Here is a 12,248-nt window from a genome sequence, read left to right as displayed (position 1 = left end):
GTTTGTGGGGGTCTTTGATTTGGATAAAATTTTTGGTGAAGAAAGACGACAGTTGATATTATCATGGCTAAAGGAAAGCGATCAGCCGCTGTCGGGAAAAGTATTGGCAAAAAAAACAAATGTGAGCAGACAAGTGATTGTGCAGGATGTCTCTCTTTTAAAGGCTGCTGGTGAACCAATCATTGCTACATCCCGGGGATATGTTTATTTTCATGAACCAGCGGATACTGCTTTATGTACAGCGGTGATTGCTGTTCGCCATACCGCCAAGGACACAGCTGATGAATTATATACATTGGTTGATTATGGTGTTACGGTTAAAAACGTGATGGTGGAACATCCAATTTATGGCGATATTACTGGTTCATTGATGCTAAAGAACAGGAGGGATGTGGATGCGTTCCTTGCTAAATTGAACCAAGGGGCATCACTATTATCCCAGCTTACGGGCGGTGTTCATTTGCATACGCTTGAAGCGGAAACAGAGAAACAATTGGAAGAGGCAAAAGCTGCATTAAGGAATTCCGGTTATTTATTGGAGTAGCAGTTTTTTTAAAAAAAAAGAGCGTGTATAAAAGGATAGTTGTGCGATCCATAAAGGAAGTTTCACCTTATCCAGCTTAGTTTGGATCGTCTTTTCATCCATCCCAGGTTTCAGATTGTCATTACCCGGGTATAGATAGTTAACATATAATCAAGGGCTATTTTTCCACAGATAATGAAAAATCGGTTATAATGGTACGGGTACGTGATAATCTGCTGTTAGATGACCAAAATAGAAAAGATCAGCAGTATAGGATTTTTCATTTAAAAAGCAGTGCAAGCTTGGTACAATCAGTATAGATCAAGTAGTACTGAAAACAAGGAGAGATAGTAATGAGCAAACAAAAATTATACTTAGGTATGCTATTAGGTGCTGTGGCAGGTGGATTAGCCTCATTATATGATAAAGAGACAAGAAGCTACACCAAACAACGGCTGCAACAAGCAAAAGGTACGACCAGCTATTATTTAAAACATCCAACTGATGCCATTCGCAATGTGCAGAGTGCTTGCAACCAGTTCAGTCAAAAGTTTAATGAAAATGCAGATAATGCGATTAATGCGTTGGAACAGGTGGAAGATACGCTGGATAAAATTACTAAGAAGGATGAGCCGAAAGAAATAAATTCAACCATGTAATAGTGCGTGTTCAAAAAGGAGGATAAAAAGGACCGAGAAGTTCTAGGCGGCGTAGCTTTGAGCACCGGAGTGTACATAAAAGGTACATGAGGAGCGGAAAAGCAAGCCAATGAGCTTCTTCAAAGGAAGGCCGACTAAAAACGGGCTTGCGCTCAGGCGTCGGCATACCCCTTTTGCAGGGGCATGTCATTTTTACCGGACTTTTTGAACATCCACTAATTGGTGAAAAAGGGGGGATAGACTTTCGATGATAAAGGCTAAGCCATTTTTAAAAAAGCTAGTTCAGCGGATTTTGGATGATGATGTATTTGGGTTATCCGCACAACTTGCCTACTTTTTACTATTATCCCTTTTCCCCTTTCTGTTATTTTTGGTGACATTGGTTGGGTATTTACCAATAGATGAAGATGCAGTGATGGACTTCATCAAAACATATGCACCGGCGGATATCACTGACTTAATTACCAGCAATATGAGCGAATTGGTAAATAATCAAAATGGCGGGCTGTTGTCGATCGGGATTATTGGTACACTTTGGTCTGCATCCAATGGAATTAAAGCAGTCATGAAGGCATTTAACCGTGCCCATGAGATTGAGGAAGATCGATCATTTGTGTTTGGCCGGCTGATCTCGATCGTGTTGACGATTGCGATGGTGGTGGTTATTTGTGTATCACTGTTGCTTCCGATTTTCGGGAAAATGATTGGTGAATATTTATTCTCATTATTTGGTGCCACCGACAGTTTCATTTATTTTTGGTCGGCGATGCGCTGGGTCATTTCTTCGGTGATCATTTTTATTGTGCTCATATTAATGTATAAATTGGCGCCAAATACGAAAATTTATTTTAAACAGGCCATTTGGGGGGCAATTTTTGCGACGATTGGCTGGCAATTGGTTTCATTGGCTTTTTCCTATTATGTCAATACACTTGGCAATTATTCCGCAACCTATGGCAGTCTTGGTGCAGTTATCGTGTTGATGATCTGGTTTTATATTTCCGGTATTATCATCATCATTGGCGGTGTCATCAATGCAACGATTATGAACCGAATACAGCGGGTTTAGCAGTCACAAACAAGTGGCTGCTTTTTTACTTTTTATCCCGGAACTATAACACAGAAACAGATATATAAATACAGGTTTGTTGATATATTGTTTTATTTGGGTGAACCTGTTACAATCATTTTGTAAATTGCATAGTACATACAGGAGGGGAGAAAGGTTGCGAGTAAGGGGGATTATTTTAGTCATTTGTGTATTGATTATACTTGGAGCCTGTGGCAAATCCAGTGATAAAGATATGGATGAAGCATGGGAAAAGATAAAAAATAGTGGTGAACTGGTGGTCGGTACGCCGGGAACCCTTTATCCAACCTCTTATTATCCAGAGGGATCGGACGAATTAACAGGATATGATGTAGAGATCATGAAGGAAATTGGTAAACGTTTAAACTTGGATATAAAGTTTGAGGAATTAAGTTTTGATGCTATGTTCGCCTCGTTAAAATCGGGACGAATTGATGTTGCCCAGGCAGGATTAAGGGGAGAAAGCAAGAAGAATTTCACTTATAGTAAACCGTATAAATACTCCTACGCAACGATGATTGTGCGGGATGATGAAGTGGATGACTTTACATCATTGAAAGATTTAGAGGGCAAAAAAGCCGGTGGCGCCGCGACAACGGTGTACAGTGATATCGCCAGGAAATATGGTGCCGAGGTGAAAACGTATGGGAACGTAACCAATGATGTTTACCTCCGGGATGTGGCAAATGGTCGAACGGATGTTGTTATTAATGATTATTATTTACAATTACTTGCATTAGAGGCGTTTCCGGATTTGGATATTTCCATTCAGCCTGATTTAAAATTTTATCCAAATACACAACATGTCGTGATGGAAAAAGGTGCTGATACATTAAAGAAAAAAGTGAATCAGGCATTAGCAGATATGAAACAAGATGGCACCATCACTGCCTTATCCGAGAAATTCTTTGCAGGCGAGGATGTTTCCCAAAAGCCGGATGCAGATATTACCGACATTGAAGGTATCGAGTAGATGTTTACTTGGCAAATTGATCAGATTCAATGGGACAAGCTGTTTGATTGGCATTTGGCATGGGAAAGCTTGCCATTTCTTTTAGGCGGCATCCCGGCAACATTATCAGTTTCCTTTATCGGTATGGCACTTGGTCTGGTATTGGGATTTTTCCTGGCGCTGGCACGTGGATCAGGACGAATCATACTCAGATGGCCGGCACGCGTCTACATTTCTTTCATGCGTGGTACACCAATTTTGGTCTTCCTGTTTATTTTATACTCCGGCTTGCCAGTGATCGGGGTCCAGTTATCGGCCTTTTTAGCGGCATCATTGGCATTCGGGCTAAATAGTGCTGCCTATATTGCAGAAATCAACCGGTCTGCATTAAGCAGTGTACCGGGTGGACAATGGGAGTCCGCAACAGCATTGAATATGGGATACTGGCAAACAATGTGGCATATCATTTTACCACAGGCCATTCGTATTGCCATCCCACCGCTTACGAATGTTTACCTGGACTTGGTAAAAGCAACATCACTTGCAGCAGTAATTACCGTTCCCGAACTATTTCAGAAAGCACAAATCGTCGCGGGACGCACATATGATTCAATGACGATGTATATTCTGGTCGCATTGATTTACTGGCCAATTTGCATGCTTATTTCCTACTTACAAGATCGATTGGAAAAACGATATAGCAGGTTTATTTAATGACGATAGCAGACTGCACCATCGCCAAAAGAATGTGATGGCGGGGGCGTTTTAAAAGTTGATCGAAAACACAGGAAAGTTGATCGGATCAGGCCAAAAGTTGATCCGGAACGCAAGAAAGTTGATCGATTCGAGTGCAAAGTTGATCGGGAACGCAAAAAAGTTGATCAAGCCAGGTTGCAAGTTGATTGGGCGAACATAGCATTCGATCAAGCCGCGTTAAAAAAATAACGCAAGCCTTTTTTATAAAAGATCAATCATGGCATGTGAATTAATTGGGAGTTTACGATATGATGAAAACAGGAAATATATCTGAATCGGAGGGAATTATATGGATTTTTATTTAAAAGATAATGGTATGCGAAGTGAATTTGAATTTGGAACATTGTCGGTTTCAGGTGATGAACAATATGGATTTCGCCCATTCCAATTAATGGTCGCCTCGATTGCAGGTTGCAGTGCTTCTGTTTTTCGAAAAATATTGGATAAACAGCGTACCGATTATGAAGATTTAATCGTCCATGCAGACGTGGAACGTAATCCGGATGTGGCCAATCGTATCGAAAGGGTTGCACTGACCTTTACGATTAAAGGGCATCGCTTGAATGCAGACAAATTGGAACGTAATCTGGAACTTTCCCGGAAAAATTGTTCCATGATCCGTTCAGTGGAAGATAGTATTGCCATTGAAGAGAAACTGCACGTTATTGAGTTGAGCAAATAAAGTGAAAATTTATAGACTGTAATATTTCTATCTCGGAGCGTGCGAGGAAATCAAAAATTTGCAAGTTGGAGATAAACAGTCTGTGAACGCATGATACATTACAAATCTACCCGGACGAAAATTCGCTCGGGTATTTTTTATCTGAAAAGTTTCCGGCAAGTATAAATTTCATGTGTCCGAGGAAACTAAGGTAAAATGGAAAGGAATGGGGCACATGAACCGAAAGAGCGTATATCAGTTTGTCTTTATCGTAATGGTATGTTTATTACTGTTTCCACTAAATAGTTTTGCCGCGGAAAAGAAAAAATCCAAAGATGATTTCAAGGTGCCAAACCATGCATTGAACATCTCCAAGGATAACACCTTCCCGAATTCAACGGAAGATCAAGAAATCGTGGAGCCCAGTAAAGCGACAAAAGAATTAATTGAAGATGTGGATGTTCCGATTAAAAATCCGGATTTGATTAAGATGTTGAATGAAACAACAGTGAAACCATCATTTATGGCGGTAGGGTATCGCGGTATGATTTATCTGGGACGCTGGCCGGTAAATTATAAGTCACAGGAAACAACAATTAACTGGGAATACCAGCAAATTAATGAGAATGAACTGAACAATGTCGGTGGCGATCAAAACCAAAAGGTGAATTATATCCAAAAGGAACAAAAAGAAGTGGAAGGTGCACTAACGAACAAAATTTCCGAACCGGATCAAGTAAAGAAAATGATGTTACAGAAAGCAAAAGACAAAACAAAATTGCCATTGGCGTATAAAACAGTTATCGGCAAAAATACCAAAAAAGAAAATACTTATTCGGTACCGACAGAAAAAGCAGGTACATTAAAGGCATATGCGCCAGCGGTTAGTGAAAAAGGGCAGGTCACATTTGGTGAAGTCTATCTCGAATTAAAAGGCAGTAAAAAATCAATTGTCATCAAAAATGTAACCAAACAAGGTATTGGCGCCTGGGCACCGATTCAGGATTACGTTTCTTTTGCATTTAATTTACATTAATACTGCTCAAACCTCTTTGACCCTTTTGAAAGGCAAACACAAAAGGTTAAGGAGGTTTTTGCATAATATAGCAGCCTTTCTGAAAAGCTAAGAAAAAACAGGTGGGTTGTTATGCGAAAATTTATAATGACAATATTATCCCTGATATTATTTGCAACTACCATGTTGCAGGCAAACACAACCGTTCATGCCGGTAGCTTTGGTTGGGGATATAAAAAGAATGATGAACATAAAATTCCGGAAATCGGCCATTATCGCGACATATTACATCAATATGGCGCCTATTATGCCGATGAATCTGGTGACAAGGTTGTATATTTAACCTTTGATAATGGTTATGAACAGGGCTATACTGATGATATTCTGGATGTATTAAAAGCAGAAAAAGTACCGGCAACGTTTTTTGTGACCGGGCATTATGTGGACAGCGAACCAGAACTTGTCAAACGAATGGTGAATGAAGGACATACTGTAGGTAACCATTCCTATCATCATCCCGATTTAACGACACTGACAAAAGCAGAAATGAAAAAAGAGCTTGAGGAACTAGAAGCAAAGGTAGCCAAAATTACCGATCAAAAACAGATGACCTTTATGCGGCCGCCAAAAGGGGTATTTAATGAACAATCCTTAAAATGGGCCAATGATTTGGGGTATGTTCATATTTTCTGGTCGCTTGCTTTTGCAGACTGGAATACCAAATCACAAAAAGGCGGCGATTATTCCTATAATCAGGTCATGAAACAGATTCACCCAGGGGCAATTATCTTGCTGCACACCGTATCATCTGATAATGCCCAATCGCTATCCAAAATCATTAAGGAATTAAGAAAACAGGGATACCAATTAAAAAGCCTAAACGATTTAGTGCTTAAAAATAACCTGCCAAAAGCAATTTACGGATTATAAAATACAGGTACGGCAGTTTTTTAGGGCGAGAGAATATTCTCTCGCCCTAAAATATTTGGTTGCATTTTATACGATATACATTATTAATCGACCAGAACAAAGCGCGCATATCAACACATTAGGCAGAAGCATCAATCAGATCTCTTTCATGCCAAACAAATTTCCTGTATCAAATTTTCGCAACGTTTGTTATAATAAATTTATACTTTATATTAGGAGTTGGTACTAAGAATGAACAGGGAAGATCTCATTGCTCCAAAAAATTATAATATTGTAATGGAAATGGAACGCTATGCCAAAGTATCAGATCGTGAGGCATTAATTTGGCAGGATGATCAAGGAAATTATGAACGCAAAACATATGCGCAATTAATGCAAAATGCGAATCGGATTGGCAACGTATTCCTTGATAACGGTTTGAAAAAAGGGGATAAAGTATTAGTCATGATTCCACGATTGATCGCCGCTTATGAAGTCTATTTGGCAGCATTAAAAACGGGAATTATTATTATTCCAAGTTCGGAAATGTTAAAAACAAAAGATTTGCAATACCGAATTACACATGGTGAGGTACGTGCGGTTGTTAGTTACTTTCCGTTTGTTGAGCAATATGAGGGAATTCATGAATATGACCAGCTAAAACGGTTTGTTGTCGGGGAACCGGTTGAAGGATGGCTCTATCTTGATCGTCTCAAAGATGAAGCCTCTGATCAGTTGGAAATCGCCGACACAACCAGGGACGATATTGCTTTTTTGCCATATACTTCGGGAACAACCGCCAACCCAAAAGGTGTCGTACATACCCATGGTTGGGGATATGCCCATTTGAAAACTGCAGCGGAAAATTGGCTCTGTATCAGAGAAGGCGACAAGGTCTGGGCAACGGCGGGTCCAGGCTGGCAAAAATGGATCTGGAGTCCGTTTTTATCGGTGCTCGGCTCTGGTGCAACGGGCTTTGTCTATCATGGAAAATTTGATGCCAAAACCTATTTAAATCTGTTGCAGGATCAGGAGATTAACGTTTTATGCTGTACTCCAACCGAATACCGGATTATGGCAAAAGCGGACAACCTGGAGGCATACCAGCTCTCGAAGCTTCGTAGTGCTGTGTCTGCCGGTGAACCGCTCAATCGGGAAGTTATTGATACATTCCGCAAGTATTTTAATATAACCGTAAGAGATGGATACGGTCAGACGGAAAACACATTGTTATTGGGTTTCATGGAGGGAATGAAGGTGAAACCAGGCTCCATGGGAAAACCAACGCCGGGAAATGATGTCGAGATTATTGATGATGAAGGTCAACCGGTTGCCCCTGGGGTAGTCGGCGATATTGCTGTAAAAAATGACTGTCCGGCATTGTTCCGTGAATATTATAAGGATGAAGAGCGAACCAAAAAGTCGCATCGGGGAGAATATTATGTAACAGGAGATCAAGCAAAGAAAGATGATGATGGTTATTTTTGGTTTGAAGGCCGCAGTGATGATATTATTGTGAGTTCCGGCTACACCATTGGGCCGTTTGAAGTGGAAGATGCTTTGGTTAAACATGCTGATGTTCAGGAGTGTGCCGTTGTGGCAAGCCCCCATCCAATACGAGGAAACATAGTCAAGGCATTTGTTGTTTTGAAAGATGGGGTTGATGCAAATAATCCTGATCTGGTAAAACAATTGCAAGATTTTGTCAAAGAGCAGACCGCCCCATATAAATATCCACGGGCGATTGAATTCGTTCAGGAATTGCCGAAAACCACATCAGGTAAAATCCGCCGGGTGGAATTGCGGAATAAGGAAAAAGCAAAAATCAATTAAAAGAAGGGGCATACCTCAAAACGATTGAATTAGGAGAGGGCCCCCGCTAGGAAAGTTACTTAATTCGCGAGAGGTTACCTGGAAGACGGGAGGAAACCTGCTGAGGACAGGAGAGCGCACCCGAAAGTCGGGACAAAATCCGCCAAAGCTGGGATAACACAAACAAAAATAACTTCCATTCATATTTATTCGATATATATAAATCCCAAACATGGTTCTTTCCACCATGTTTGGGATTTTCGCATTACTATTGCGTTGTTTCATTATCCACCGGCAATTCCAATTCCTGTTTCAACCTCCTGCTAACATCAGCCAATCCCTGATCGGTCGGAATGAAATAGGAAGCACCGCCAATCATTTGATCAGATCCATCAATCGAAATCGTTTCAATTCCCGAAGCATCAATCGATGAATATGCTTTTTCCAAGGCATAGATTTCCCCTGGTGACAAGCTTGTTTCCACATCCTTGCCGAGAATATCAGAAATCTCGCCAATTTTAAAGATGGTCCCTACCGAAATTGCTTGTTTAACAGTCGCTTGGATAAATTGTCGCTGTCGTTCTTCACGCGGATATTCACTATTGACCGCTCGTTTCCGCATACGAACAAAGGCTAAAGCTTCTTCGCCATTTAGTTTGGCTGGACCTGGTTTGAAATAGATGCGTTTATCATGATTATAAATATTTTTTTCCCAAAAACCTTTTTTTATATTAATAGTCACCCCGCCAAGGGCATCGACGATATCACGAAAACCGTCAAAATCGACTGTTACATATTCATCAATCGGAATATCAAGCAATCGTTCCGCTGTTTCTACCGTGAATTTATTTGGATCATACCCAGTGATGGAGGCATACGTATAAGCAGCATTGATTTTGTGAATGCCAGCATATTGTCCGGCACCTTCAGCAGGTAATTCCACTTGTGTATCGCGTGGTATCGATGTGATGGTCATTTTGTCGGTGTGCGGATTAAGGGTGATGATCATTTGCGTATCCGCCCGGCCATGTTCGCCTTTGGTCGCGTAATTTTCCAACCCTATAAGCATAATCGAAATGGGGTCTTTGCCGATTGCGACATCCTCTTGGCGGAGGGCTGATCGTTCCCCGGGCCGGTTTAAATCCTTATAGGAACCTTTTGCCGCTTGATACGCCTGATAAAATAGATAACTTCCCGCACCGACAACAATAATAAATAGAATGAGAAGGGTCCATATGATTCGTTTTTTCCATTTTCCATTTTTCTTTCGCTCATGTCGTTGTGTACGTGACTCATCCAAAATATATCACCCCAATCGATCTGTACTTATATAATATGTAGAAAGTCGTTAATCCTTATTATATGTAAAAACGTAAAACTTAACAATGCAAAATCTTGACCCTTTTGACCTTTTGAACTGAATTTTGATGTTTCATCGATGTGTAACGATCAGGTTAAACGGGAATAACGTATAATGAAAAGAGAAATAAACCCATTATTATCAAGGGTTTATAGATTTATAAAAAAGCCCAAAAAATTAATCAAACCCCTTGAAAGTCAAAGAAGGTCAGAGTATAATGTAGTTACAAGGTCAAAGATAGTCAAAGTCAAAATTGATCTTGGCTAGGCGGATAAATACCTAGTCATATAAGAAATCACAAGGAGGAATGGCATGATGAAATGTCAAAACTGTGGTATTCGTCCAGCAAATATTAATGTATCAATGCAGATAAACAATGAAAAAGTACAAATGCATGTTTGTCAACAATGTTTTGAAGAAATACAAGGAAAAATGATGAATCCATCCGGCTTTTTCTCCGGATTTGGTGGCCAAGACGCATTTGGTCAGAACTTCTTCCAAGGAAACGGTCAAAGCCAGGCGGGTGCAAGAACCCAGACAGCTCAAGGCAATGGTGGCAATGGATTGCTCGACCAATTAGGCAAGAACGTGTCACAAGCTGCTCGTGCTGGTTTGGTTGATAAAGTCATTGGCCGTGATAATGAGGTGAAACGGGTCATTGAAACGTTAAACCGTCGTAATAAAAACAACCCGGTTTTAATTGGCGAACCTGGTGTTGGTAAAACCGCAATTGCGGAAGGCCTAGCCGTGAGAATTGCAGAAGGTAATGTACCAACCAAACTAATGAACAAAGAAATCTATTTACTTGATGTAGCCTCCATGGTTGCCAATACAGGAATTCGCGGTCAATTTGAAGAACGGATGAAACAATTGGTTCAAGAAGTTCAGGAACGACCAGACGTTATTCTGTTTGTCGATGAAATTCACTTGTTAGTTGGCGCCGGAACTGCAGAAGGATCACAGATGGATGCCGGTAACATTTTAAAACCAGCACTTGCCCGTGGTGAACTGCAATTAATCGGTGCAACAACTTTGAAAGAATATCGTAAAATCGAAAAAGACGCAGCACTTGAACGTCGTTTCCAACCAATCATTGTCAAAGAACCAAGTGTGGAAGAGGCGGTAGAAATTTTAAAAGGTATCAAAGACCGCTACGAAAAATTCCATGAAGTCCGTTATTCAGATGATATTATCCGTTCGTTCGTTACACTATCACAACGATATATCCAAGATCGTTTCTTGCCAGACAAAGCGATCGACTTAATGGATGAAGTTGGTTCACGTTTAAACCTGTCCAATGCGGAAAAAGACTCAGATTCTATTGAACAAAAACTTAAAGAAGTGACACAGGAAAAAGAACAAGCCGCTGAAAAAGAAGACTATGAACGTGCTGCACATCTAAGATATCAAGAAATTCAATTGCAAAAACAACTGGAAAAAGCAAAAGATGAAGCACAAGTAACTGATGTTGGTCTGGAAGATGTCCAATTAATCATTGAAGAAAAAACAGGTATTCCAGTTACCAAGCTGCAAAAAGATGAACAAGAACAAATGAAATATCTTGCCGAAAATCTTGGTAAAAAGGTAATTGGACAAGAACATGCAGTAGACAAAGTTGCCAAAGCGATTCGCCGGAGCCGTGCCGGACTGAAATCAAAATATCGTCCAATCGGATCATTCCTGTTTGTTGGTCCAACTGGTGTCGGTAAAACAGAACTAACCAAAGCACTGGCTGAAGAATTGTTTGGTTCGCGCGATGCGTTGATTCGTCTCGACATGAGTGAGTATATGGAAAAACATGCCGTGTCGAAAATCATCGGTTCACCTCCAGGCTATGTAGGTCACGAAGAAGCAGGACAATTGACCGAGCGTGTGCGTCGTAATCCATATTCGATTCTCTTGCTTGATGAAATCGAAAAGGCACATCCAGACGTACAAAACATGTTCCTGCAAATCATGGAGGACGGACATTTAACCGACTCCCATGGTCGTACAGTAAGTTTCAAGGATACTGTGATTATCATGACAAGTAATGCCGGTACAGGTGACAAACAAATCAATGTCGGCTTTAACCGGAATGAGCATGAAGCAGTAACCACATTGGAAAACTTAAGTGCATACTTCAAACCGGAGTTCTTAAACCGTTTTGACTCGATCATTACGTTTAATGAATTAACCGAAGACAATTTACTTGAGATTGTTGATTTAATGCTGAACGATGTAACACAAAACATGGAAGAAAATAAAATCGATATTGCTGTAACAGATGCCGCTAAAAAAGCGCTAGTCAAGCTTGGTTATGACCGTCGTTTCGGTGCACGACCATTACGCCGAGTCATCCAGGATAAAGTAGAAGACCAATTAACCGATCTGTTACTGGAAAATCAAGATGTGAAAAAAGTAAATGTTGATGTAGTGGATGATGCCATTACGGTTCAACAAGCATAATGAATAACCTACTGTTAATCCTGTCCCAAACATCGGGGCAGGATTTTTTGTTACATACAGTTT

11 protein-coding genes are annotated in these 12,248 nt (G+C 40.5%); 10 read left to right on the top strand and 1 reads right to left on the bottom strand.

Annotation, left to right across the window (positions count from 1 at the left end; genetic code table 11):
• Positions 1-19 precede the first annotated feature (19 nt).
• The 9 genes from O2S85_RS14965 (at position 20) to mbcS (ending at position 8,398) form a co-directional block, all read left to right on the top strand.
• Positions 20-544 carry a transcription repressor NadR gene (locus O2S85_RS14965; protein WP_269410111.1) on the top strand — a complete coding sequence of 175 codons (525 nt, stop codon included), beginning with the start codon at positions 20-22 and terminating at the stop codon, positions 542-544.
• Positions 545-876: 332 nt separating this feature from the next.
• On the top strand, positions 877-1,182 hold the full coding sequence (locus O2S85_RS14960) for a YtxH domain-containing protein (RefSeq protein WP_269410110.1): 306 nt from the start codon (positions 877-879) through the stop codon (positions 1,180-1,182).
• Between the two features lie 247 nt (positions 1,183-1,429).
• Positions 1,430-2,251 (top strand): YihY/virulence factor BrkB family protein, encoded by an 822-nt coding sequence (locus O2S85_RS14955; protein WP_269410109.1) that lies wholly within the window; start codon positions 1,430-1,432, stop codon positions 2,249-2,251.
• A gap of 157 nt (positions 2,252-2,408) precedes the next feature.
• Positions 2,409-3,245 (top strand): transporter substrate-binding domain-containing protein, encoded by an 837-nt coding sequence (locus O2S85_RS14950; protein ID WP_269410108.1) that lies wholly within the window; start codon positions 2,409-2,411, stop codon positions 3,243-3,245.
• Positions 3,246-3,938 (top strand): amino acid ABC transporter permease, encoded by a 693-nt coding sequence (locus O2S85_RS14945; RefSeq protein ID WP_269410107.1) that lies wholly within the window; start codon positions 3,246-3,248, stop codon positions 3,936-3,938.
• A gap of 331 nt (positions 3,939-4,269) precedes the next feature.
• Complete coding sequence (locus O2S85_RS14940; protein ID WP_269410106.1) at positions 4,270-4,662, top strand: OsmC family protein; 393 nt, start codon at positions 4,270-4,272, stop codon at positions 4,660-4,662.
• Positions 4,663-4,915: 253 nt separating this feature from the next.
• Positions 4,916-5,677: a YfkD famly protein gene (locus O2S85_RS14935; protein ID WP_269410105.1), complete on the top strand. Its 762-nt coding sequence runs from the start codon at positions 4,916-4,918 to the stop codon at positions 5,675-5,677.
• A gap of 111 nt (positions 5,678-5,788) precedes the next feature.
• The gene (gene pdaA, locus O2S85_RS14930; protein WP_269410104.1) at positions 5,789-6,586 is read left to right on the top strand and encodes a delta-lactam-biosynthetic de-N-acetylase; all 798 of its coding nucleotides are present in this window, start codon (positions 5,789-5,791) and stop codon (positions 6,584-6,586) included.
• A gap of 231 nt (positions 6,587-6,817) precedes the next feature.
• Entirely contained in the window at positions 6,818-8,398 is a 1,581-nt protein-coding gene (gene mbcS / locus O2S85_RS14925) for an acyl-CoA synthetase MbcS (protein ID WP_269410103.1), read from the top strand.
• 247 nt (positions 8,399-8,645) lie between these two features.
• On the opposite strand, the gene O2S85_RS14920 is transcribed toward mbcS, so the two are convergent.
• Entirely contained in the window at positions 8,646-9,677 is a 1,032-nt protein-coding gene (locus O2S85_RS14920; RefSeq protein WP_269410102.1) for an LCP family protein, read from the bottom strand.
• Between the two features lie 375 nt (positions 9,678-10,052).
• Between O2S85_RS14920 and O2S85_RS14915 the strand changes: the two genes are divergently transcribed.
• Positions 10,053-12,185, top strand: coding sequence for an ATP-dependent Clp protease ATP-binding subunit (locus O2S85_RS14915; protein ID WP_269412600.1), 2,133 nt, complete (start codon positions 10,053-10,055; stop codon positions 12,183-12,185).
• Positions 12,186-12,248 lie beyond the last annotated feature (63 nt).

It is taken from the genome of Lentibacillus daqui (genome assembly GCF_027186265.1).
Classification (GTDB): Bacteria; Bacillota; Bacilli; order Bacillales; family Amphibacillaceae; genus Lentibacillus_C; species Lentibacillus_C daqui.
Note: the sequence above shows the minus strand (reverse complement) of the source record. Positions and strands in the feature narration are given on the sequence as shown.